This is a genomic window from Flavobacterium sp. Leaf82 (genome assembly GCF_001422725.1).
Taxonomy (GTDB): Bacteria; Bacteroidota; Bacteroidia; order Flavobacteriales; family Flavobacteriaceae; genus Flavobacterium.
This window is the reverse complement of sequence record NZ_LMMA01000036.1, coordinates 59,505-85,507: the sequence shown is the minus strand read 5'-3', so window position 1 is coordinate 85,507 and position 26,003 is coordinate 59,505. Positions and strand designations below refer to the sequence as shown.

Genomic DNA, 26,003 nt, shown 5'->3' with positions numbered 1-26,003 from the left:
TATGAAGAAAATAGTTTTTTTAATTTTTTGTTTAAACAATTGCTTTGTTTGGAGTCAAAGCAATAAAAGTTCAGCGGAATTTCGTCAAGAAGTTTCGCTGAATTCATCTTGGAATACTACTGTTCTGGATCAGCTTCCGGTAAAAGAAGATGATTTTGTAAACAATCCTAAAATAGGTGCACAATGGCAACAAGTAAATGTACCGCATAACTGGGATCAGTATTATGGTTTCAGGAGAACAAAACACGGCAATTTGCACGGAACTGCATGGTATCAAAAAACATTGAAACTAGATAAATCGGCTAAAGGAAAAAGACTTTTTTTATACTTTGAAGGTGTCAGTTCATACGCAACTGTTTGGATAAACGGCAAAAAAGCAGGCGAACACAAAGGCGGAAGAACAACATTTACACTCGATATTACCGCGTTTGTTACTTTAGATAAAGAGAATAATATCGTCGTCAAAGCGGCGCATCCATCATTTATTGCAGATTTGCCGTGGGTTTGCGGCGGCTGTTCGGGCGAATGGGGATTTTCTGAAGGTTCTCAGCCAATGGGGATTTTTAGACCGGTTTCTTTGGTCATTACAAACGAAGTCAGAATTGAACCTTTTGGCGTTCATATCTGGAATGATGCTTCAACTTCTAAGCAAAAAGCAATTCTTCATACGACAACCGAAATCAAAAATTACGGAAACGCAATCCGAAATTTAACCATAGAAAATATCTTATTTGATGCTTTAGGAAAGAAAGTAGTTTCGATAAAAAGCGAAATCAAAAATAATTCAGGCGAGACGAAAGAAATCGCACAAACACTTCCTGAAATTCCTCAGCCAAAATTGTGGTCACCATCGAATCCTTATTTGTATCAATTGGTAACTTCTGTTTATGAAAATGGAAAAAAAATAGACGAATTAAAAACACCATACGGAATTCGTTGGGTTAGTTGGCCAGTTAGCAGGGACGGAAAAGACAATCGATTTTTTATTAACGATGAGCCTTTATTTATAAACGGAACCTGCGAATATGAACATTTAATTGGTAATAGTCATTCGTTCTCAAACGAGCAGATTCATTCGAGAATCGAACAAATAAAAGCGGCTGGATTTAATGCTTTTAGAGAAGCGCATCAGCCACATAATTTATTGTATCAAAAAGAACTGGACGAAAACGGAATTTTGTTTTGGAGTCAGTTTTCAGCTCATATTTGGTACGATACACCGGAATTTAAAGAGAATTTTAAAACCTTATTACGGGAATGGATCAAAGAACGCAGAAACAGTCCGTCGGTTGTAATGTGGGGATTGCAAAACGAAAGTACAATTCCGAAAGAATTTGCCGAAGAATGCACTAAAATCATTCGCGAAATGGATCCTGTTTCTGCTTCGCAACGCATTGTAACAACTTGCAACGGAGGAGAAGGAACAGATTGGAATGTGGTACAAAACTGGTCCGGAACGTATGGCGGGGATCCTTTAAAATATCATCTCGAAATGAGTACACAACTCTTAAACGGTGAATATGGCGCATGGCGAACAGCAGATTTACACACTGAGGGTGAGTTTGACCAAAAAGGAATTCTGAGCGAAAACAGATTTTCGCAATTAATGGAAATTAAAGTCCGCGAAGCTGAGTCTGTAAAAGATAAAATTGCAGGACAATTCAACTGGCTTTTTGCTTCGCACGAAAATCCCGGACGTGTTCAAAATGGTGAAGGTTTTAGGGATATCGACAAAGTGGGTCCGGTAAATTATAAAGGTCTTTTTACGATTTGGGGTGAACCTCTGGATGCGTATTATATGTACCGCGCGAATTATGTGTCGAACAAAACAAATCCTATGGTTTATATCGTTTCACATACGTGGCCAAGTCGTTGGGATTCGGCAGGAATTAAAAGCGGAATTGATGTTTATTCGAATTGCGATGAAGTCGAATTATTCAACGATGTCAATAAAATCTCTTTGGGAAAATTGAAAAATCCAGGAATCGGAAATCATTTTCAATGGAACAATGTTAAGATCCAGTATAATGTTTTATATGCTGTTGGTTATGTAAATGGTGTGGCTGTAGCCAAAGATTATATCATGTTGAATACACTTGCAAAAGCACCAAATTTTAAAGAACTTTATACAGATCAAGCCAATATTTTAGATCCAAAAAAAGGATATAATTATTTGTACAGAGTTAATTGCGGAGGTTCAGAATTGACAGATTCATCAGGTAATATATGGCTTTCAGACACGCATAAAAGTGGTCAGAATACTTGGGGTTCCTTATCATGGACGGATAAATTTGAAAAACTTCCGGATTTCTACGCGAGTCAAAGAAGCACTTTTGACCCAATAAGTGGTACAAAAGATCCTGAATTATTTCAAAATTTTAGATACGGAGTTGATAAATTGAGTTATGAATTTCCTGCTCCTGATGGCGAATATCTGATCGAATTATATTTTACAGAACCGTGGTACGGAATCGGTGGCGGTTTAGATTGCAAAGGCTGGCGTTTGTTTGATGTTGCAATCAACAATACTGTAGTTCTAAAAGATTTGGATATTTGGTCAGAAGTTGGACATGATAAAGCCTTTAAAAAAACTTTTGCAGTAAAAAGCAAAAACGGAAAGATTGTTATTTCGTTTCCAAATGTAAAAGCTTCGCAGGCGATAATAGCTGCGATTGCAATTGCGACTAAAAATAAAAACACAAAACCGGCAAACGAATCTCCTAAAAATATTCAGAATCTGGTTTTAAGCTCGGGTGAAAAAAGTTTGAATAAAATAGGGTCTTGGCTTGATATTAATTCAAAGCAATATTCAGATTCTGATGTTTTTTTCATACAACTACCTTCTGAACTGTTTGGGGCAGATTATTTGCAATTTTCTACTCATTTAAAAATTAAAGGTTCTTTTACTGCAAAAGAAGATTCAGATATTTATATTTTAACTGATAGTAAAATCAAGTCATTGATCTGGCTTTCGGATTATAAAAAAATAGACGAAAAAGCTAAAAACAGTGATTCTACTGAGTTTAGTATTTTTTCTAAAAAAGTAAAAAAAGGAGAAAAGGTTCTTTTTGATAATTCGGAAACATTAAGTACAATTGCTGTTGTTCCAACTTATGATATGGGCGAAAAAGACGATTCTAGACCAATAGTTATTATCGAAGCAGAAAATGCGAAAACAACGGGAAGCGGAATCGAAAAAGGAAATTTTAAAAAAGCAGATTATATCGAGTTTACAAAAAAGACCAATAATAGCATTGAATTTGAAGTAAAACCCGGAGTTGCCGGAATCTATCTAATGCGTTTCCGCTTTATGAATCGAAATGAAACGCCATTGAAAGTAAAATTTAAGATGGAAGATGCATACGGAATTTTAATGCGAAATGATGCGATTGAGTTTTTTCCTTCGGCAGAAAAATGGAAGGTTTTGAACACTACTTCGGGCGGATATATCAATGCAGGAACGTATAAAATAACTTTGGAAGGGGAAGATTTGAAAGGATTGTTATTGGATAATTTCGAGTTTCAATAGGTTTTTTTGAGGTTCAAAGAAACAGAGGTTCAAAGGGACAAAGGTGATTGTAGAGACGCACAGCAGTGCGTATACGTGCCAATTGTCTATAACGTGTGTTAGACGCACTGCTGTGCGTCTCTACGGAAAAACGTTGCGTTTGTCAGACATGACAAGATTGGAGAAATTTGGAATTTTAAAAAATGATTATTTACATATTATGATTTTAAAAAAGATAATAATTGCTTTAACAATATTGTTTTCGATATCAATTTTTGCACAAAAACAAGCCAGAATCATCGAAGATTTCAACAAAAACTGGGACTTCAAATTGGGTGATTATCCTGAAGCAATTAATACCAGTTTCAATACATCTGACTGGAGGACGGTTCAATTGCCTCATGATTGGAGCATTGAAGGAAGTTTTGATAAAGACAGTAAAACAAAACAGGCGCAGGGATTTTTACCGGCAGGAAAAGGCTGGTATCGCAAGGTTTTTACTGTTCCTGCAGGTTGGAAAAACAAAAGTGTTTCTATTGAGTTTGATGGTGTTTTTAAGAATAGCGAGGTTTTTATAAACGGTCATTCACTAGGAATGCGTCCAAATGGATATATTTCGTTTGGTTATGAGGTATCAAAACATATAAATTTTGGCAAAGAAAACACGATTGCAGTAAAAGTTGATAATGATGCACAGCCTAATTCAAGATGGTACACAGGTTCAGGAATTTATAGAAATGTACGTTTAGTTGCCACCAATAAATTGCACGTGGCAAAATGGGGAACTTATGTCACTACTCCTGAAGTTTCTGCAGAAAAATCAAAAATACATTTAGAAGTTACGGTTGATAATGACAACGATACTGCAAAAGAGTTTAAGTTGGTTACTTCAGTTTTAAATGCAGATAATATTGAGGTTGCGAGTTTTACTTCGACAGAAAAAATAGCAGCAAAAACTTCTGAAAAAAAGATTCATAATTTAACTTTAAATCAGCCGAAATTATGGAGTACAGATGATCCGTATTTGTATAAAGTTGTGACGAAAATTTATGAAAAATCTAAATTATTAGACAATTATGAGACTCCGCTTGGTTTCCGTTTTTTTAGTTTTGATGCTGAAAAAGGCTTTTCATTAAACGGAAAATCCACCAAAATATTAGGTGTTTGTCTCCATCATGATAATGGTGCTTTGGGTGCTGTAGAAAATATTCATGCTGTAAAAAGAAAACTAGTTTTACTAAAAGAAATGGGTGCCAACGCCATTAGAATGTCACATAATCCGCATTCGTTAGAAATGATGCAATTGTGCGACGAAATGGGATTTATCGTTCAGGATGAGGCTTTTGATGTGTGGAAAAAGAAAAAAGTAACGAATGATTACCATAAAGACTGGGATGCGTGGCACAAACAGGACCTGGAAGATTTTATACGAAGAGACCGCAATCATCCTTCTGTAATGATGTGGAGTATTGGTAACGAAATCAGGGAACAATTTGATTCTACCGGAATTGCAATTACAAGGGAATTAGCTCAAATTGTAAAATCATTAGATACAACGCGTCCGGTAACTTCGGCTTTGACGGAGAATGTTATTGCGAAAAATTTTATTTATCAATCCGGTGCTTTGGATCTTTTGGGTTTTAATTATAAACATGAAGATTACAAAGATTTTCCAGAACGTTTTAAGGGACAAAAAATATTGGCTTCAGAAAGTGTTTCGGCTTTAGAAACACGCGGACATTATGATTCTCCGGATGGAATCAAAGCGTGGCCTTCAAAAGACGGTGCTCCGTTTGACGGAAATGCAGATTGGACGGTTTCGGCTTACGATCAGGTAAAATCATATTGGGGCGCAACGCACGAGGAGAATTGGAAAACGATTAAAAAACTGGATTTCATGGCGGGAACTTTTATCTGGACGGGATTCGATTATATCGGAGAACCGGATCCGTATCCGTATCCGGCGAGGAGTTCTTATTTTGGAATTATCGATTTAGCGGGTTTGCCAAAAGATGTGTATTATATGTACCAAAGTGAATGGACGACAAATCCGGTCTTGCATATTTTTCCGCATTGGAACTGGAAATCAGGTCAAGAAGTTGATGTTTGGGCGTATTATAATAATGCCGATGAAGTTGAATTATTCTTAAACGGAAAATCTCTTGGTAAAAAAGCCAAACAAAATGATGATTTGCACATTTCATGGCGTGTAAAATTTGAACCGGGAACGCTTAAAGCAATTTCCAGAAAAGAAGGAAAAGTGGTTTTGGAAAAAGAAATTCATACGGCTGGAGAAGCTTCTAAAATAGATTTGAAAGCTGATAAAACGACGATAAAAAATGATACGTATGATTTGGTTTACGTCACGGTTTCGATCGTTGACAAAGATGGAAATTTATTGCCAAACGCAAATGATTTAATCAATTTTGAAGTTACCGGCGGCGGAAAATTAGTTGGCGTTGATAATGGCTATCAGGCAAATCTGGACTCTTTTAAAGCAAATTCCTGTAAATTATTTAATGGTAAATGTATTGTGATTATTCAGTCGAATGGGAGGAAAGAGAATATTCAACTAAAGGCAAAGACGGGAGTCTTACAGGCTTCTGTAATTGAAGTAAAAGTGCAGTAAAAGTTTTTTTACCATATAAGTTATATAAGTTGATTTAAGTTTTTTTAGAATTTGTTTATTGTTTTAAATCATCAAGATTTCCCATTTTTACAATTGCAAAAAGCAAGAATTATAACTTGTAATCTGTTAAGCACTGTTTTTTTTGGACTAAAGTAAAAGTAGAGAATTAATTTAAAAAGGTACAAATACATTGTAGAATGTAACTATTATGTTTGCTGCTTTTATAGAATTAAACTTATATTAGCATAGATAATATTTAAAAGCCGTAAAATGATTTGTACTATTTATTCACACCAATTGGGTCTTGAAAGAATAAAAGAAATAATTCAGTCTAATATTCCCAATGTAAAATTTTCAGGTAGTAAAGACGATGATGGATCTGATATTCTTGAATTAGAAATTAAAGGAGGAATCTTAAGTTCTTCGCAAAAATTGGTGATTTCGTATCGTGAAAGAGCGGTGCCTTCTTACCAGATTCCTGAAATTGACGATTCTGATTTGACAGCCAATTTAAAAGGACTTTATGGTTTTGTAGATTCGCTGCCAACTGTAAATGAAAAAGTTAAAGATTTATTTCTTCATAAAATACTGACTTTAAATTCTGAGTTTACGATTATTCAGGAAAAAGGAGAATTAAAAGAGGTGCAAACTATCATAAAAAATATAGCAAAAGAACTTGATGCTGTATTGTTCGTTCAGCCTGATAGTGTTATCAGTAAATCTGACAGACAACATTTTCTGGATAAAAATTTAGATTTGATTATTGACACTGAAGGAAATTGTGAAATCGATACTTTAGATGTGAAAATTGACTCTGTTTATTATGATGCTGATCAAAATGAATTAACAGAAGATCAAGAGCTTAGAAAAGAGAAAAGTGAAAGAATTCTGGAAGAAAATAATATCAAAATCAACAGAAACTTACCTTGTATAGAATCTGAAGAGGAAACGACTTTAAGAACTCCAAAAGAAATTGCGCAAAGGGTTTGTGCTTTGGCTGTTGTAAATCTGGTTGCTTTTAATAGTATTTCGCCGGAGGAAGCTACAGAATATTTGCAAAATTATAAGCTTTGGGATTTTACGACTGAAAAGGAAAAAGAATTTCTGGCAAATCCTACTGATGATAAAAAGGCAAATGAAAGCTGGAAATGCGAAGGAATATGGGTTTTAATTTGGGCTTTAAAGAAAATTGAAACGCTTGGTTTTCCTGATGAATTTTGTGATCTTGAAAATATAGATCCTGATGATTATCCGGTTGGACAGGATAAAGACCCTAATGTTTTTATTGATTCGATAGTTTCAATACGCTCTAAAAGTGAAATTTTAGATGTTAATGATTTGTATTACAGATTTAATTGGGCTTGTGTTGATGAACGAATTAACGGAAGAGAAATTGAAGGGATTAATCCCGGAATTGTTTACGAAAGACAATATGCCTTAAACTGGCTAATAAATTATATGGAGCAGGATTGGGATTATATTACTTGTGATACCTAGGATATGAATGCTCTAGAGGTTTGCCTTAAATTTCCTGATTTTAAAGTTTTTTGATTTCACGATTTTACCGTTATCTGTAATTATAAGGCAACTGTATTCCGGATATTTTTTTAAGAGTATAAGACCTTCTTTTTGTCCTAAAACCATTAACGAAGTGCTTAATCCGTTTGCCGTTTCTGCGTTTGGACCAAAAACCGACACACTGCATAATCCTGTTGCGGGGTAACCTGTTGCGGGATTTATGATATGTGAATATCGCTTTCCGTTGAAAACAACAAACTTTTCATAACTTCCGGATGTCGTTACGGCGCCATTATTTAAAGGAATTACTGCAAATAATGTATCGGGATGAAACGGATTTGTCATACCAATATTCCAATCTTTACCGTTGGGTTGTTTTCCCCACGCGGTCATATCTCCGGAACCGTTTACAATTCCGGCTTTTATTCCTTTGGCGAGCATCATGTTTCGGCATTTATCTGTTGCATATCCTTCGCCCAGAGCGCCAAAACCGATTTTCATTCCTTTTAGTTTTAGGAAAATCGTTGATTGAACCGAATCTAAAATGATGTTTTTGTAGCCTACTTTTTCTACTGACTTTTTTATGGCTTCCGCCGATGGCATTTCAGTCATTGATCCGTCAAATTTCCAGATTCTGTCCATTGCGGCAAAACTTACATCGAAACCGCCTTTTGTAGCTTCAGAAAACTGAATGGCTCTTTTTGTTAATTCAAAGACTTCACGATCTACTTTTATGGGTTTTATTCCGGCATTTTGATTGACCTGAGATACTTGAGAATCCGGTTTCCAGTCGGAGATTAAATTTTCAATTCGGGTAATTTCTGCGATTACTTCGTCGATGTTTTGTTCTGCGGTAAGGGAATCTTTTGCAACGATTGTAATGTCAAAACGTCCTCCCATTAGTAAGGTTGTTCTTTTGCGTAAAATTTGTGCGTTAACAGATAAGCTCGAAATTATTACAGAGAAAAATAGAATTTTATATAGGATTGATTTATTCATTATATTTTTAAAAACATTTATTTTCGTAATAATATTTGCGTTTATTTTGTCATTTCGAGGAACGAGAAATCACACTCGAAACTCGACAAAGATTGGCGATCCTCTTTTAAGGAATCCCGTGTGTGATTTCTCGTTTCTCGAAATGACATGCCTTGTTTGATATTTTTTCTATAAATATGTCGTCCCGCTGGGACTTTGTTGCTTCGATATGTTTTTTTCTATAAATATGTCGTCCCGCTGGGACTTTGCTGCTGCGATATGTGTTTTTCTATAAATATGTCGTCCCGCTGGGACTTTGCTTCTTCTATATATGTTTTTTCTATAAATATGTCGTCCCGCTGGGACTTTGATGCTTCGATATGTGTTTTTCTATAAATATGTCGTCCCGCTGGGACTTTGCTGCTTCTATATCTGTTTTTTCTATTAATATGTCGTCCCGCTGGGACTTTGTTGCTTTGATATGTTTTTTTCTATAGATATGTCGTCCCGCTGGGACTTTGTTGCTTAGATATGTTTTTTTCTATAAATATATCGTCCCGCTGGGACTTTGCTGCTTCTATATCTGTTTTTTCTATTAATATGTCATCCCGCTGGGATTTGATGCTTCGATATGTTTTTTCTATAAATATGTCGTCCCGATGGGACTTTGTTGCTTCTATATCTGTTTTTCTATAAATATGTCGTCCCGATGGGACTTTGATGCTTCGATATGTGTTTTTCTATAAATATGTCGTCCCGCTGGGGCTTTGTCGTTTGCACATATATTTTTTTCTATAAATATGTCGTCCCGATGGGACTTTGTTGTTTCGATGTGTTTTTCTATAAATATGTCGTCCCGCTGGGACTTTGATGCTTCGATATTTTTTTTCTATAAATATGCCGTCCCGATGGGACTTTGTTGTTTCGATATGTGTTTTTCTATAAATATGTCGTCCCGCTGGGACTTTGCTGCTTCTATATCTGTTTTTTCTATAAATATGTCGTCCCGATGGCACTTTGTTGTTTCGATATGTTTTTTCTATAAATATGTCGTCCCGATGGGACTTGCAAAATCTACAATCTACAATCTACAATCTAAAATCTACAATCTATATTCTAATAACAATCTGTCAATAACTGACCGTTATCTTTATAATCGGCAATGCTTTTTATTTTTCTTTCGGCACATAATTTATCGAGAATTGTTTCCACATCTTTTTGCATGGCAAGGGAACCACAAATCATGATTACACCGCCATGTTGCAATAAATCAATGAAGAAATCAGTGTCACGTTTGATTAAATCCATTACATAAAAATGTTCTGCTTCGCGTGATAAAGCTAAATGAAAAGTTTGGAGTTTTTGCTTTTCGATCATTTCTGATGTAAACTTTTTATAGCCTGTAACTGTTTCGGTTTCCATTCTAAAACCGGCATATAAATGCGTTTCGGTTTTCGTTTTATTCTGTTCAATCATTCCAAGGAAAGGCGCAATACCGGTTCCGTTTGAGATTAGGGCTACTTTTCGTGCTTTTTCAGGAAAATGAAAAGCTTTATTATTAATGATTCTGGCTTTAATCGTATTTCCGGGAATGAGGTTGTTTAGAAATTCAGAACCCAATCCGTGAGGATGTAATTTTATAACGAGTTTTATATTTCCCGTATGTTTTCCAATAGAATATAAGCGTTCTCTGGTGTCATTTGCGGGATAAATGGCCAGTAAATCTCCTGAACTAAATTTTGCCCTTGCATTGGCTCTTAATGTCAGAATAAAAGTTTGTTCGTTCTCAGAAATCAGCGTTTTATCTAAAACCATTAGTTTTTGCAAACCTTTTGGAACATGATTGTATAAGGACGGAGTTGTGGATAACGGAATTCCGGTTTTGGTACTCCATAATTTTATCCATTCCACAAATTCAATGGCTGATTTATCGTTTACCGTTTGTATGTCTAATGTGCGTTCTGCCCAGTTTTGGTTTGCTAATTGTTTATCTATTTCAAAAGCAAATTCGCAAAAATCCGGATAGGCTTTCGAGCCAAAACCAACTACTGAATAATTGATTTTTTGCTGTTGCGGATATTTTTTTAAGAGCGATAAAAATTTATTTCCGTTAGAAGGTGCGTCTCCTAATCCGTGAGTAGAGGAGAAAACAATAATATGTTGGGCTTTAGGGAAAACGGTATAACTATTCAATTCAGCAATAAAAGCTTTTTCGCCGTGCGCAATTAATTGTTTCAGTATCGCATTGGCAAATCTTAAAGTACTTCCGTTTTCAGAACCTGTTAATAAAATGAATTTGCTCTCGCTGGCTTTAAATTTATTTTTTATTCGACTTGACCTTCGTTTTAAGGTAATTGCAAAACCTGAATAGATAAAAAAGAGGATATTAATACTGGCAAGTGCGAGAATAAAAGCCCAAAACATGTTGGTTTTTCCGGTATGAAGATTCAGGCTCAAATCTGATAATTGAGCAGTTATTGCAGAACGTTTTTCTGTGACAACGGCTCCTGTAACCTGATTGACTTCGATTTCGCGATCGTTTAACTGAATGATATAATATTCTTCAGGATCATCTGTAAAGGGGAACTCAATTTTTTTTACGTCAGATAAAAATGTGGTTGCGAATATAGAAGTAGTTTTGCCTTTTGAAGGTTTTATAATCTCTGTTTTTTCTTTTTGGTTCTTTTCTTTTGCCATGAAAAAATTAAATCTTTCCAGGGATAAATAGGTTCCGGTTAGGGCAATAATCAAAATAGGAATCAGGGCTAATCTTCCTAATACAACATGATAATATTGTGCAAAATATTCTTTGATTACTTTCGAGAAAAAATTACGGATTCCTCTTTGTCTGTTTAAAACGAGAGCAAAACCTGAAATAGCAATTAATAGTAACAAAAACGAAATAACACCTACAAAAAAACGTCCGGTTTCATGTAGAAACAACGAACGGTGAAAGCCGGTTACCCATTGAATAAATTCACTTTTTTTTACGGGAATCCCTAATTGTTTACCTGTTTTAGGATTTATATACGCATTGATATCATTGCCGTTCTCATCAATTGCCTGAAGTGTTACAAATTGATTGTGATCGATTGTTAACTCTGTGATCTCTGAATATTCTTTTTTTAATTGGGATAAAGTTTCTCCGAGCGTTATTTTATCGAAATTTTCTACTTTGTACGGAAGTGTTTTTTCCTGCATGGCATCAACTGCCAGAATAATACCTGTTGTTGAAGCTAAAATTAAAAACAAAGAAGAGAACAAGGCCAAAGCCAAGTGTGTGTAACGCCAAAAAGAAAGAGTCATTGAGTAATCTATTGAAATGTAATTGCTATTTTTTTTCCACAGATTAAAAGGATTTTTATAGATTTTATTTCGTAGTGCAAGAAAATCTTTTTAATCTTTTAATCTGTGGCAAATTTTAAAAAATTGCTTAGATAGAAAGTATTAAATCTTGTTTAATCTTACGTATCTGATATATCCTTTTCCTTCTGTTTTATCTGCTAAACCTTCGGTTGTTAATGGAATTTCAAGATCGCTTACATAATATTTTTGATCTTCGACAGCTGATTCAAATCTAAGTTTGTATCCTTTATTAATTTTAGAATCTTCGATTTCTATGGTTGTAATGCTGCGATCTCCGCCAGTTACTGAGGCTCCTGTTTTTGCACTGATATCTGCCGGTTTTGAAGTTTGAAATTTATTCCATTCTTTCAATGATTTGTACCATTTTTTATCGTCGCCCATTACATAAAGTGTTTTTTCGTATTCTCCATGTTGATTAATTAGCGAAACGACGATATATGCGCCTTCTCCCATATAGTTTGCCATTTGCAGCATGCATTTGTATTTGCTTTGCGCCGATGCCTGAAAGGAAATTAAAGAAATTAATGCAACTGTAAGGGCTATTTTGAATATTGATTTCATGAGGATTTTAGATGTTATATTTTAAATTTCAGATTGATTTCCGGATAATTATCGGGTGGAATTTCAAGAAGTTTTATTTCAAAAATTCGATTGAAACGTTCTTTTTGGTTAATGATTCGTTTTCTTTTGCCAAAGCATACGCACTTTCGTCAAACTCTGTATTGATGTCTTTTTTAGCGCCAATAGAAATTAGGTATTTTAAAATAGAATCGTCTTTGGCAATCATTGCTGCTTTATGCAAAGCTGTCATTCCATCTTTATTTTTGGCATTAACATCGATATTTAAAGGAGTTAGTTTTTTTAGCAAAGCCAAATCATTTTTTGGAATAGCAAAATGATATAAGGTACTTCCGTCTTTTTGGGCAGCAGCAAGGTTTAATCCTTTGTCCTGAAGTAATTTTATTTTAGCTTCAAAAGGATCTGTTGCAGTTACTTCGCGTCCTGCGGGACGATAGGATTGTACTAAATAAACGCCTAGATTATTTCCGTCTTTATCTTTTACATTTATATCTGCATTTTTATTTAAAAGTGCTGAAACTGCTTCGGGACTTCCGGATCTAACAGCAAATGTCAAAGCCGATTCTCCTTTTGTATTCTGTAAATTTATATTTTTGGTTACAGGGATTAATTTTTCTAAAGTCGTAATTTCTCTTCCTGCTGCAATCATTAAAGGTGTATTTCCTTCATTATTGATTTTGTTTGCATCAACTCCTTTTGATAAGAAATAGGTAATTATTTCAGCCTGATTTTGTTTACCTGCCAAAAGGTGCAATACGTTTTCTCCGGATTTATTGGTAGCCGTTGCTTTTAGTTTTACTTCTTCTACTAAATATTTATAGGTTTCGAGCGGAGTAGTTTCTCTGCGGCTTCCTTGTGTTGCTGTAAAAAGTGCGTTGTCTGTAGGTTTGATTCCTTTTGCTGCTATCTTCTTTAAAAGTGTTACGTTTCCTGTTCTTGCAGCATAGTCAAATGCGGTGCTTCCTTTTGTATCTGTATCTTTTAATGATAAACCTTTCGTAATAAGATAATCAGTAAGTGTTAGGTCTTTATCAAACGGAATTGCCAAAAGCAACAGGTTTGCGCCATCTGAGTATTTTTTCTTTGGATCAATTCCTGCTTTAAAAAAAGCTTCTGCTACAGCGGGATTTAATTGTCCGTTTCCGGCTGAAAAAGCAAGTGGAGTAGTACCGTGGCTGTCTTCAAAATTAACATCTGAACCTTTGGCAATAAGATATTCAACTAATGCTGTATTTCCTCTGTAGGCTGCCCAATGCAAATAAATACGGTTATCGTGAGTAGGTTTATTTAAGGGATTTCCGGGTTGGTCTAATAAAAATTTGATGCTTTCTAACGGAGCATCGTTGTTGATGGCTATAACAGTAACGTCAAAAGCATTTATGTTGGCTTCTGCAGGATTATTTCCTTTGGCAATTTCTGATTTAACAGCATTGACATCTGGTGCATTTTTCCAAAATGACTGTTCTAATAATATGTTTTTTTGTTGAGCACTAGCAAATAGGGTAGCGATTAATGCAAAAGAGATAAAAATATTCTTTTTCATATTAAGGTATTTATCGTTTTAAATATTGTTTGTGATTTTTTTATTTTCTAAAAATTCAGTTGCAATCGACGATCTATTTAGAATAATTAAAAATAACGCAAATGTAAAAATTAATATTAGTAAACCAATTTATTTAGAGAATAAACTCCAATTTTAATTTAATCTTAAGTTTTCTGATTTTTGTGTTTTCTCCGTTACTATTATTTTTTGTGGTGTAGCATATTCTAAAATATCAGTAAAGAATTAAATCCTTTTTTAGGGAATTATCTCAATTTTGCATAACTAAAAAAGGTTCGTTTTTTAAGCTCAAAACCTTATCCTGTCTGGTTTTGACTAATTGTTCATTTGTGGTCAAATGGTTTCATTTTATAAATTGCAACCATTTGAAAATTAAATCTTTAAATAGCTTTTGTAATTTGGTTCTTCCTAAAGTTTAACTCTTGATTAAGAGAAAAATACGGATCAACATTTTGTTTGAGAGAAGTTGCTCTAAACAATTTAACTATTTTAATTGCAATTTTCTGCATAACACTATTAGAAATTATGACATATCAATATTGATTTGCTTTTAAAGAAATCAAGTTCACATTTACTTTTCTGTAATTTTTGTATTTCATTATTTCTATCTTTTTTTAACTGCCTTTTATTTATTCCTATTACCCTAATGCAAATTAAGTTTCGATTACAAGATTACTTAATTATTGACTATATGCACTTTGTGCTAACCGTAATATAGGTTTCCGAATTTTTATATTAAAAATTAAAAAATATCAGGTATGATTTATACTTCTACTCTACGTTTTACCAGAATGTCTTTATTGTTTTTTTGGATTGCATTTTTATCCATTCAATATAGTGCTGCACAAGCTCCAACAGTTCAGGCTAGTGAAATTGATTTTAACAATACAACGACAACCTCAACCACAGTAAGCTGGACAAATGGAGACGGGGCATCAAGGGTTGTGTTTATACGATCAGGATTAAGTGGTATTCCGGTTCCGGTAAACAATACCACTTATGGTGCAAATGCTGTCTTTGGTCTGGGAACTGAAATTGGTTCTACTGGTTGGTATTGTATTTATAATGGCACAGGTACATCTGTAGACTTAACAGGATTGACTGAGGCAACTACTTATCAGGTCATGACTCTGGAATATAATGGTGCCGCACCGGGAGACGAAATATATCATTTTTCAGTCAGTACGGGTAATCCTTCACAAATTGCTACAAATACTACAAGTGGCAGTACAGTAGGGCCAGGAGGTGCAATTGCGGGACTTCAACTGTGGCTGGATGCCACTAACGGTATGACAGCCTCGGGAGGAAATTTAACAGCGTGGACAGATCAGGCTGGCATAAATAATTTTACAGTTAGTGCCACACCACCAACGGTAAATGACAATGCTCTTAATTTTCATCCTACTGTCGCGTTTAATAATACAAATGCTGTAACAACATACCCGGCAACACAAAATTTGATTGGTACTACTTCTGTTACTTATGTAGATGCCTATGGGGTTTTTAAAGTAAGTGGTGGAAACGGTGGTACTGTAATTGGTGGTACTGTAAATGGGGCTTATTATGGAAAAGCAGTTTTTACGGAAAGTGGTTCAAGAATGTATATTGGGAATGGAACTCAAAGTTACTTTTCATCCTTTGGGTATACTGATTATACCAATTTTCATGTTTTTCAAATGGATAGAAATACTAGTACAACTACTACGGCAAGATTAGATGCTACTAATCAGGCAATAACAAATCAATCAGGAGGTTTTTCTTCAATTAGTATGATACCTGCCATTGGAACTACCAATAATAATGGTGCAAGCAATGGTTGGCGACATTTAAACGGTCAAATAGCAGAGTTGATCATGTACAATCAATCTACGGCTGCGCAGCGAATAAATATAGAATCTTATTTAGCCTTAAAATATGGGATTCATAAAATCGATAATTATGTGGATGGTGCAAATACTATGGTGTGGGATGCGACCGCTAATGCAGCTTTCCATAATGATGTGTTTGGAATTGGGATTGATGATGTATCAGGTTTAAATCAGGTTATATCCAATAGTATGAATACCGGAGGTGGTGATGGAACAGGTCAAACCGGAAAAGGAAATATTGTAATTAGTACACCATCTTCTTTAGTAAACAATGATTTTTTAATTATTGGACATAATACAAGTGCACTTACCGAGACAATTGTAACAGTCTCAAGTACTTTAACAGTAAAGAGAATACAAAGAAATTGGAAAGTTCAGGCTACAGGTACACCAGGAAGTGTAACATTAAGTTATGATATAACCGGACTGGATTATTCGGGACAAAGTTTTAGTGATTATATTTTGCTAGTTGATCCAACGGGAACAGGAAATTTTGACGGAGGATCTGTAGTGAAATATCCTGCTGTATCTCTTACTGGTAATAAACTTACTTTTAATACTGTGCTATTGCCAACAGGATCAGTATTTACTTTTCAAACATTGGCAAATCCTACTGTTCAGGCTACTAATGTTGTTTATGCTGCAACAACGGGGACAACTACTACAGTGAGCTGGACAAATGGAAACGGAGCATCAAGAGCTGTATTTATGTATGCCGGAGCTAGTGGTAACCCAGTTCCGCTGGATGATACAAGTTATACTCCAAATACTGTTTTTGGTACAGGCACCCAAATTGGTTCTACCGGTTGGTATTGTGTTTATAACGGTACAGGTACAACTGTAAATGTAACGGGATTACTTCCTGCAACAACTTATCAGATAATGGTAGTTGAATATAATGGTTCTGCAGTTAAAGAACTATATCAAACTGCTGTAAGTACAGCTAATCCAGCTGGAGTAACTACTCTTAATAATGTAGCAACTTTAAGTAATTTAACGATTAATGAAGGTAGTTTAATTCCTGTTTTTGCATCTGGAACAACAAATTATACCGCAACAGTAAATAACACTATCACAAGTTTAACGGTAACACCAACTACAACAGATGCTAATGCCACAGTTACAGTAAATGGAACAGCAGTTCTTAGCGGAAGTCCTTCGGGAGCGATTGCTTTAGCAGTTGGACTAAATGTTATTACTACAATAGTTACAGCTCAGGATGGTACAACATTAGAAACATATACAATAACAATAACGCGTACAGAACCTGTAATTGTAACAACAGGAACTTTGTCTGCATTAACGACTATTTATGGCACACCATCTGCTTCAGGCACATTTAATGTATCAGGAACTGATATGCTTGAAGGAATTTTAGTTACTGCACCTTCAGGATTTGAAGTTAGTAGTGACAATATAACATTTACTGATGCTACTATTACTGTAGGAGCAGTAGGGATTATTGTTTCTACACCTGTGTATATTAGGTTAAAAGCGACAATTCCGGCAGGAAGCTATTTAGGTGATATAGTGCTAAGCAGTGCAGCTGCTGCAACGGTTAATTTTGCTACCGTTTCGAGTACGGTTAACAAAGCTATTTTAACAGTAGCCACAGATGTAAAAACTAAAATTTACGGCTCAGTAAACCCAACTTTAACAGCAAGTTATACAGGATTTGTAAACGGCGATACCGTAGCAAATTTAACTACGCCAGCCACTATTTCTACAATTGCAGACACAACAAGTTCTGTTGGACTTTATGCAATAACAGCGAGTGGTGCCACATCAGATAATTATACTTTTAATTATGTCGATGCTAATCTTACTATAACTCCGGCTAACCTTGCTATCACGGCAACTAATCAAACTAAAACATACGGCTCAGCAAATCCAACTTTTACGTTTAATTATGTAGGTTTTGTAAATGGCGAAACTGCAGCAGTTTTATTAACTCCGGCAATAGTTACTACGACAGCAGATGCTTCAAGTCCAGTTGGTGTTTATCCATTAACTGTAAGTGGTGCGACAGCTACAAATTATTCAATTGGTTATACAACAGGAGCAACATTAACAATTATTCCGGCGAATTTAACATTAACGGTAGATGCACAAACCAAAACATACGGTTCTACAAATCCAACTTTAACAGCAAGTTATACCGGATTTGTAAACGGTGATAACGAAGCAAGTTTAACTACGCCCGCAACTATTTCAACTATTGCCGATGCCACAAGTCCAGTAGGAACATATCCAATAACGACAAGCGGAGCAATAAATCCAAATTATACAATCGCTTATGTTGACGGAACTTTAACCGTTACCGCTGCAACTTTAACCATTACCGCGGATGTGCAAAGCAAAACCTATGGTTCAGCAAACCCAACTTTAACGGCAAGTTATACCGGATTTGTAAACGGAGATACGGTAGCGAGTTTAACGACTCCGCCAACAATTGCTACTATTGCCGATGCGACAAGTCCAGTTGGAACATATCCAATTACGGCAAGCGGAGCAGTAAATACAAATTATACAATTGCTTACACAGATGGTATTCTTACGGTTAATCCTGCAACTCTAACAGTAACGGCAGATGCACAAAGCAAAACGTACGGATCGGCAAATCCAACCTTAACAGCAACTTATACCGGATTTGTAAATGGTGACACCGCTGCAAGTTTAACGACTCCGCCAACAATTGCTACTATTGCCGATGCGACAAGTCCAGTTGGAACATATCCAATAACGGCAAGCGGAGCGGTAAATCCAAATTATACAATCGCTTATGTTGATGGAACTTTAACCGTGACCGCTGCAACCTTAACGATTACCGCAGACGCACAAAGCAAAACATACGGTTCTACAAATCCAACTTTAACAGCAAGTTATAGCGGATTTGTAAACGGAGATACGGCAGCGAGTTTAACAGACGCACAAAGCAAAACATACGGTTCTACAAATCCAACTTTAACAGCAAGTTATAGCGGATTTGTAAACGGAGATACGGCAGCGAGTTTAACTACGCTGCCAACAATTGCGACAATTGCCGATGTGACAAGTCCAGTTGGCACATATCCAATAACGGCAAGCGGAGCAACATCTTCAAATTATACCATTTCTTATGTTGACGGAACTTTAACCGTTACCGCTGCAACCTTAACGATCACAGCGGATGCGCAAAGCAAAACATACGGTTCTACAAATCCAACTTTAACAGCAAGTTATACCGGATTTGTAAACGGAGATACTGTAGCAACTTTAACGACTCCGCCAACAATTGCTACAACTGCAGTTTTAGGAAGTCCAGTCGGTACTTATCCAATTACGGCAAGCGGAGCGGTAAATTCAAATTATACCATTAGACGCACAAAGCAAAACATACGGTTCTACAAATCCAACTTTAACAGCAAGTTATAGCGGATTTGTAAACGGAGATACGGCAGCGAGTTTAACTACGCCGCCAACAATTGCTACAACTGCAGTTTTAGGAAGTCCAGTTGGAACATATCCAATAACGGCAAGCGGAGCAGTAAATTCAAATTATACAATTGCTTATGTTGACGGAATTTTGACCGTTACTGCCGCAACCTTAACCATTACCGCAGATGCACAAACAAAAACATACGGCTCCGCAAATCCAACTTTAACAGCAAGTTACACCGGATTTGTAAACGGAGATACTGCAGCGAGTTTAACTACGCTGCCAACAATTGCGACTATTGCCGATGTGACAAGTCCAGTTGGAACATATCCAATAACGGCAAGCGGAGCAGTAAATACAAATTATACAATCAGTTATGTTGATGGAATTTTAACGGTGACCACTGCAACCTTAACGATTACCGCAGACGCACAAACCAAAACATACGGCTCCGCAAACCCAACTTTAACAGCAAGTTATACCGGATTTGTAAACGGAGATACGGTAGCGAGTTTAATGACTCCGCCAACAATTATAACAATTGCCGATGCGACAAGTCCAGTTGGCACATATCCAATAACGGCAAGCGGAGCAGTAAATACAAATTATACAATCAGTTATGTTGATGGAATTTTAACGGTGACCACTGCAACCTTAACGATTACCGCAGACGCACAAACCAAAACATACGGCTCCGCAAACCCAACTTTAACAGCAAGTTATACCGGATTTGTAAACGGAGATACGGCAGCAACTTTAACTACTCCACCAACTATTGTTACTATTGCCGATGCGACAAGTCCAGTTGGCACATATCCAATAACAGCAAGGGGAGCAGTGAATCCAAATTATACTATTGCTTATGTTGATGGAACTTTAACGGTTACTGCCGCAACCTTAACGATTACCGCAGACGCACAAACCAAAACATACGGCTCCGCAAATCCGATTTTAACGGCAAGTTATACCGGATTTGTAAACGGAGATACGGCAGCGAGTTTAACTACTCCACCAACTATTGTTACTATTGCCGATGCGACAAGTCCAGTTGGCACATATCCAATAACAGCAAGCGGAGCAGTGAATCCAAATTATACTATTGCTTATGTTGATGGAACTTTAACGGTGACCGCTGCAACTTTAACAATTACCGCAGATGCGCAAACCAAAACATACGGATCGGCAAATCCGACTTTAACAGCAAGTTACACAGGATTCGTAAACGGAGATACGGCAACTTTAACAATTACCGCAGATGCGCAAACCAAAACATACGGATCGGCAAATCCGACTTTAACAGCAAGTTACACAGGATTCGTAAACGGAGATACGGTAGCGAGTTTAACGACCCCGCCAACTATTATTACTATTGCCGATGCGACAAGCCCAGTTGGAACATATCCAATAACTGCAAGCGGAGCAGTGAATCCAAATTATACTATTGCTTATGTTGACGGAACTTTAACGGTGACCGCTGCAACTTTAACWATTGCCGATGCGACAAGCCCAGTCGGAACATATCCAATTACGGCAAGCGGAGCAGTAAATTCAAATTATACAATTGCTTATGTTGATGGAACTTTAACGGTTACTGCCGCAACCTTAACGATTACCGCAGACGCACAAACCAAAACCTATGGTTCAGCAAACCCAACTTTAACGGCAAGTTATACCGGATTTGTAAACGGAGATACGGTAGCGAGTTTAACGACTCCGCCAACTATTATTACTATTGCCGATGCGACAAGTCCAGTTGGAACATATCCAATAACTGCAAGCGGAGCAGTGAATCCAAATTATACTATTGCTTATGTTGACGGAACTTTAACGGTGACCGCTGCAACTTTAGGAGCAGTGAATCCAAATTATACTATTGCTTATGTTGACGGAACTTTAACGGTGACCGCTGCAACTTTAACAATTACCGCAGATGCGCAAACCAAAACCTATGGTTCAGCAAACCCAACTTTAACAGCAAGTTACACAGGATTCGTAAACGGAGATACGGCAACGAGTTTAACGACCCCGCCAACAATTGCTACTATTGCCGATGCGACAAGCCCAGTCGGAACATATCCAATTACGGCAAGCGGAGCAGTAAATTCAAATTATACAATTGCTTATGTTGATGGAACTTTGACCGTTACTTCCGCAATCTTAACCATTACCGCAGATGCACAAACAAAAACTTACGGAGATGCAAATCCAACCTTAACAGCAACTTATACTGGATTTGTAAACGGAGATACTGCAGCAAGTTTAACTACGCCTGCAACAATTGCAACAACCGCTGTTTTAGGAAGTCCAGTAGGTACATATCCAATTAAGGCAAGCGGAGCAGTAAATCCAAATTATACAATTGCTTATGTTGACGGAACTTTAACGGTGACCGCTGCAAGTTTAACGATTACCGCAGACGATAAAAATAAAGTTTATGGAGATCCAAATCCAACTTTAACAGTTAGTTATACTGGTTTTGCCAATGGTGATACAGAGGCAAGTTTGCTAACTCCACCAACGATTAATACTACTGCCACAACAGTAAGTTCGGTTGGAACATATCCAATTGTAGCGAGTGGAGCATCGGACCCAAATTATACGATTAATTATATTGATGGAACACTAACGATATCTGCTACAACATTATTAACAATTGTAGCCAATAATCAAAGTAAAATTTATGGCGAAGCAAATCCTACATTGACAATTAGTTATATAGGTTTTGTTAATGGAGATACCGAAGCAAGTTTAACTACTTTGCCAACTATTAGCACAACAGCAATTCAGAGCAGTCCCGTAGGAACATATCCAATAACGGCAAGTGGTGCAGTTAGTGCAAATTATACAATCGCTTATACAGATGGAACTCTTACTGTTAATCCGGCAACTCTAACAGTATCAGCAGATGCACAAACCAAAACATACGGTTCAGCAAACCCAACTTTAACAGCAACTTATACCGGATTTGTAAACGGAGATACGGTAGCAAGTTTAACCACGCCCGCAACCATTTCAACTATTGCCGATGCCACAAGTCCAGTTGGAACATATCCAATAAGGGCAAGTGGTGCAGTTAGTGCAAATTATACAATCGCTTATACAGATGGTATTCTTACGGTTAATCCTGCAACTCTAACAGTAACGGCAGATGCACAAACCAAAATATATGGAGATTCAAATCCAACTTTAACAGCAAGTTATAGCGGATTTGTAAATGGAGATACCGTTGCAAGTTTAACCACACCGGCAACAATTACAACAATTGCCGATGCGACAAGCCCAGTCGGTACATATCCAATCACGGCAAGTGGAGCAGTAAATGCTAATTATACAATTGCTTATGTTGATGGAACTTTGACCGTAACAGTTGCAACATTAACGATTACAGCAGATGCTCAAACTAAAGCATACGGTTCAGTAAACCCAACTTTAACAGCAAGTTACACCGGATTTGTAAACGGAGATACTGCAGCAACTTTAACTACGGCTGCAACAATTACAACAACAGCCGATGCGACAAGTCCAGTCGGTACATATCCAATTACGGCAAGCGGAGCACTAAATCCAAATTATACAATTGCTTATGTTGATGGAACTTTAACCGTTACCGCCGCGACTTTAACCATTACAGCGGATGCGCAAAGCAAAATATATGGAGATTCAAATCCAACTTTAACAGCAAGTTATAGCGGATTTGTAAATGGCGACACTGCAACGAGTTTAACGACTCCGCCAACAATTGCAACAATTGCTGATGCGACAAGTCCAGTTGGAACATATACAATAACGGCAAGCGGAGCAGTAAATCCAAATTATACAATTGCTTATGTTGATGGAATTTTGACTGTAACTGCTGCGACATTAACAATTACTGCAGATTCACAAACCAAAACGTACGGATCGGCAAATCCAACTTTAACGGCAAGTTATTCCGGGTTTGTAAACGGAGATACTGCAACTAGTTTAACGACTCCGCCAACAATCACAACAATTGCTGATGCGACAAGTCCAGTTGGAACATATACAATAACAGCCAGCGGAGCAGTAAATACAAATTATACAATTGCTTATGTTGATGGAATTTTAACGGTGACCGCTGCAATATTAACTGTTACCGCAGACGATCAGTCTAAAGATTTTGGTGAAGCAATTCCAACTTTAACGGCAAGTTATACCGGATTTGTAAATGGCGATACAGTAGCCAATTTAACCACTTTGGCAACAGTTACAACAACAGCTAATGCTGCGAGTTTGGTAGGAACATATCCTATTACAGCAAGCGGAGCACTAGCATTAAATTATACTTTTAATTATGTTGATGGAATTTTAACGGTGACACCATTAACAGATGCCACTTTATCTGATCTTACGATAAGTGAAGGAACTTTGACTCCGGCTTTTGCAACAGGAACAACCAATTATACTGCCAATGTCGCAAATGATATTACAAGTATAACCGTAACTCCATTTACTAATGATGCTGATGCTGCCGTGACAATAAATGGAATTACAGTTATTAGCGGAAATGCTTCAGGAGTTATTGCCTTAGCAGTTGGTTCAAATGTTATTACTACAGTTGTAACAGCTCAGGATGGGATAACGACAGAAACTTATACTATTGTAGTTAATAGAACAGCTCCGCCAACTATTGTAGTCACAGGAACTTTAGCTGCATTAACTACAACTTATGGCACCGTATCAACATCAGATATATTTAATGTATCAGGAACCGATATGCTTGCAGGAATTTTAGTAACAGCGCCTTCCGGATTTGAAGTAAGTAGCGATGGCATCATATTCTCTAATTCATTGACCGTAGGAGGAACCGGAACAATTGTTTCTACACCAGTTTATATTAGATTAAACGGAACAATCGCAGCAGGAAATTATTCAGGAGATGTTTTGTTAACCAGTACAAGTGCAACAACTGTGACTTTACCAATTGCAAACAGCACCGTAAATCCGGCAGCTTTAACAATCACAGCTAATGATGCAACTCGTCTTTATGGAGCAGCAGATCCTGTCTTTAGTAGCAGCGCTACAGGATTTGTAAATGGAGATACCAATGCTATTATTGTTACTCCGTCGACAATTACCAGTACAGCAACAATTGTAAGCGCTATAGGTAATTATGAACTTATACCAAGTGGGGCAGTATTAACTTCTTCTAATTATATCATTACGTATGTCAGCGGTAACTTGGCGATAAACGCTGCAACTTTAACAATAACAGCAAATAATCAAACCAAAACATATGGTTCTGCAAATCCAGCCTTAACAGCAAGTTATACCGGATTTGTAAATGGCGATACAGTAGCAAGTTTAACTACTGCGCCAACTATTTCGACAACCGCAGTATTAGCAAGTGCAGTTGGAACATATCCGATAACAGCTAATGGAGCAGCATCTTCAAACTATGCAATTACTTATGTAAATGGAAACTTAGCAGTGACTACAGCTCCTCTAACTATAACTGCCGATGATAAAAGCAGAGTTTATGGAGCAGCGAATCCAACACTAACAGCAAGTTATTCTGGATTTGTAAACGGTGATACTTCTGCCAGTTTAACTACGCCACCAGTCCTTGCAACCATTGCAAATGCAACAAGTCCGGTTGGGGTTTATGCCATTACCGTAAATGGTGCGGTAGATCCTAATTATAGTATAACCTATATTACAGGAACGTTAACGGTGCTGTCACCAACGGATGTAAATTTAGCAAGCTTAACAATTAGCAACGGAGTTCTAACTCCTGCCTTTTCACCAAATGTGCTTTTGTATAACACGAATGTTAGTAGTAATGTCAATTCAGAAATTATAACTATAGCTGCTGATGATCCTTTGGCTAAAATAACAATCAACGGAGTAGCAATTGTAAGTGGCGGGTCTTATACTATAAATTCACTACAACCTGGTGTAAATGCATTTGTTATAAAAGTAACATCCGAAGACGGTTTAACTACAAAAAGCTACATTCTGAATATTACAAAAGAAGGCGATGATAATGCATCCTTATCTAATCTAAAAATTAGTAACGGCATACTGGATCCTAAATTTAATACTGATATAACTAACTATAATACAGTAGTAAAATATGATGTAGCTTCGATTACGGTAACTCCTACAGTAACAGATCCGGGAGCGAAAATAACAGTAAACGGATTGCCTGTGACAAGCAATACTGCCAGTACTCCAATAATTTTAAATTTTGGAGATAATACAATTGAAACAGTTGTTACAGCAGAAGATGGCGTCACAAAAGAAACCTATACAATTATTGTATATAAAGGACTTTCTCCGGATGCATTAGTAATCAACAATATATTATCACCAAATGGAGACGGTAAAAATGATTTCTGGGTAATTAAGGATATTGACCAGTTCCCAAATAATAAAGTTACCGTATACGACAGAGCAGGCAGAATAGTGTATACTAAAAACAGCTATAGTAATGAATGGGACGGAACATATAGTGGATCTCCATTAAATAATGACACCTATTATTATTTAATTGATCTGGGCGATGGCATCCCCAGAGTCAAGGGTTTTATTACCATGATTAGAGATTAAAAACTGTA

Annotated in this window: 9 protein-coding genes and 1 pseudogene; 6 read left to right on the top strand and 4 right to left on the bottom strand. The window is 36.6% G+C overall.

What is annotated here, in order from left to right:
- The first annotated feature begins 1 nt into the window (after position 1).
- The 3 genes from ASF10_RS22375 (at position 2) to ASF10_RS22365 (ending at position 7,634) form a co-directional block, all read left to right on the top strand.
- Entirely contained in the window at positions 2-3,529 is a 3,528-nt protein-coding gene (locus ASF10_RS22375) for a malectin domain-containing carbohydrate-binding protein (protein ID WP_056254506.1), read from the top strand.
- 199 nt (positions 3,530-3,728) lie between these two features.
- Positions 3,729-6,137 carry a sugar-binding domain-containing protein gene (locus ASF10_RS22370; protein WP_056254861.1) on the top strand — a complete coding sequence of 803 codons (2,409 nt, stop codon included), beginning with the start codon at positions 3,729-3,731 and terminating at the stop codon, positions 6,135-6,137.
- Positions 6,138-6,407: 270 nt separating this feature from the next.
- Complete coding sequence (locus ASF10_RS22365) at positions 6,408-7,634, top strand: DUF4272 domain-containing protein (protein WP_056254503.1); 1,227 nt, start codon at positions 6,408-6,410, stop codon at positions 7,632-7,634.
- Between the two features lie 12 nt (positions 7,635-7,646).
- Here the strand turns inward: ASF10_RS22365 and ASF10_RS22360 are convergent, their stop codons facing one another.
- From ASF10_RS22360 to ASF10_RS22345, 4 genes are all read right to left on the bottom strand, one after another.
- On the bottom strand, positions 7,647-8,654 hold the full coding sequence (locus ASF10_RS22360) for an FAD:protein FMN transferase (RefSeq protein ID WP_056254500.1): 1,008 nt from the start codon (positions 8,652-8,654) through the stop codon (positions 7,647-7,649).
- Between the two features lie 1,095 nt (positions 8,655-9,749).
- Positions 9,750-11,939, bottom strand: a complete 2,190-nt coding sequence (locus ASF10_RS22355) for a PepSY domain-containing protein (protein WP_056254497.1) — start codon at positions 11,937-11,939, stop codon at positions 9,750-9,752.
- 141 nt (positions 11,940-12,080) lie between these two features.
- The gene (locus ASF10_RS22350) at positions 12,081-12,560 is read right to left on the bottom strand and encodes a DUF2271 domain-containing protein (protein ID WP_056254493.1); all 480 of its coding nucleotides are present in this window, start codon (positions 12,558-12,560) and stop codon (positions 12,081-12,083) included.
- 73 nt (positions 12,561-12,633) lie between these two features.
- Positions 12,634-14,121 (bottom strand): ankyrin repeat domain-containing protein, encoded by a 1,488-nt coding sequence (locus ASF10_RS22345; protein ID WP_056254489.1) that lies wholly within the window; start codon positions 14,119-14,121, stop codon positions 12,634-12,636.
- Between the two features lie 776 nt (positions 14,122-14,897).
- Here ASF10_RS22345 and ASF10_RS22340 point away from each other — a divergent pair.
- From ASF10_RS22340 to ASF10_RS22335, 3 genes and pseudogenes are all read left to right on the top strand, one after another.
- Positions 14,898-19,421 carry an MBG domain-containing protein gene (locus ASF10_RS22340; RefSeq protein WP_082472492.1) on the top strand — a complete coding sequence of 1,508 codons (4,524 nt, stop codon included), beginning with the start codon at positions 14,898-14,900 and terminating at the stop codon, positions 19,419-19,421.
- Positions 19,348-19,518, top strand: a pseudogene (locus ASF10_RS24740) (MBG domain-containing protein); the annotation flags it as partial. The gene ASF10_RS22340 and the pseudogene ASF10_RS24740, both read left to right, overlap by 74 nt.
- Positions 19,519-19,572: 54 nt before the next feature.
- Entirely contained in the window at positions 19,573-25,995 is a 6,423-nt protein-coding gene (locus ASF10_RS22335) for an MBG domain-containing protein (protein WP_056254484.1), read from the top strand.
- Positions 25,996-26,003: the final 8 nt, after the last annotated feature.

Coding starts and splice junctions, on each gene's coding strand:
- ASF10_RS22350 (WP_056254493.1), bottom strand. CDS start 12,560: ATGAAATCAATATTCAAAATAGCCCTTACAGTTGCATTAATTTCTTTA.
- ASF10_RS22370 (WP_056254861.1), top strand. CDS start 3,729: ATGATTTTAAAAAAGATAATAATTGCTTTAACAATATTGTTTTCGATA.
- ASF10_RS22355 (WP_056254497.1), bottom strand. CDS start 11,939: ATGACTCTTTCTTTTTGGCGTTACACACACTTGGCTTTGGCCTTGTTC.
- ASF10_RS22375 (WP_056254506.1), top strand. CDS start 2: ATGAAGAAAATAGTTTTTTTAATTTTTTGTTTAAACAATTGCTTTGTT.
- ASF10_RS22340 (WP_082472492.1), top strand. CDS start 14,898: ATGATTTATACTTCTACTCTACGTTTTACCAGAATGTCTTTATTGTTT.
- ASF10_RS22345 (WP_056254489.1), bottom strand. CDS start 14,121: ATGAAAAAGAATATTTTTATCTCTTTTGCATTAATCGCTACCCTATTT.
- ASF10_RS22365 (WP_056254503.1), top strand. CDS start 6,408: ATGATTTGTACTATTTATTCACACCAATTGGGTCTTGAAAGAATAAAA.
- ASF10_RS22360 (WP_056254500.1), bottom strand. CDS start 8,654: ATGAATAAATCAATCCTATATAAAATTCTATTTTTCTCTGTAATAATT.